Genomic DNA, 247 nt, shown 5'->3' with positions numbered 1-247 from the left:
CTGTGCCAGCGATGCGGTACGAACCTGTCCTAACTGAACGGTTTGATCAACAGAGCCTGCATCAACTGCGCAAGCGGCGTTAACAACTTCCCCTTTAAAGTGAACGGTCCCACCATTAACCGTCGTGGCAGCGGCCAGAGCCGCTGTAGAACTGAGGGACAGAGCCGACAGAACAACGATTGCCAGAGTTTTAATTTTCATGCTGCTTTCCTTTCAAAAAACTATTTCTAAATCGACATGGGCAGTC

The 247-nt window shown here is 49.8% G+C and carries 1 protein-coding gene; it reads right to left on the bottom strand.

What is annotated here, in order from left to right:
• On the bottom strand, positions 1-201 hold a 201-nt coding region (locus tag SAZ04_RS22685), incomplete at its 3' end, for a fimbrial protein (protein ID WP_488803356.1).
• Between the last annotated feature and the right edge of the window lie 46 nt (positions 202-247).

The organism is Halalkalibacter lacteus (genome assembly GCF_036663595.1).
In the GTDB taxonomy this organism is placed as follows: domain Bacteria; phylum Bacillota; class Bacilli; order Bacillales; family Bacillaceae_D; genus Halalkalibacter; species Halalkalibacter lacteus.
Note: the sequence above shows the minus strand (reverse complement) of the source record. Positions and strands in the feature narration are given on the sequence as shown.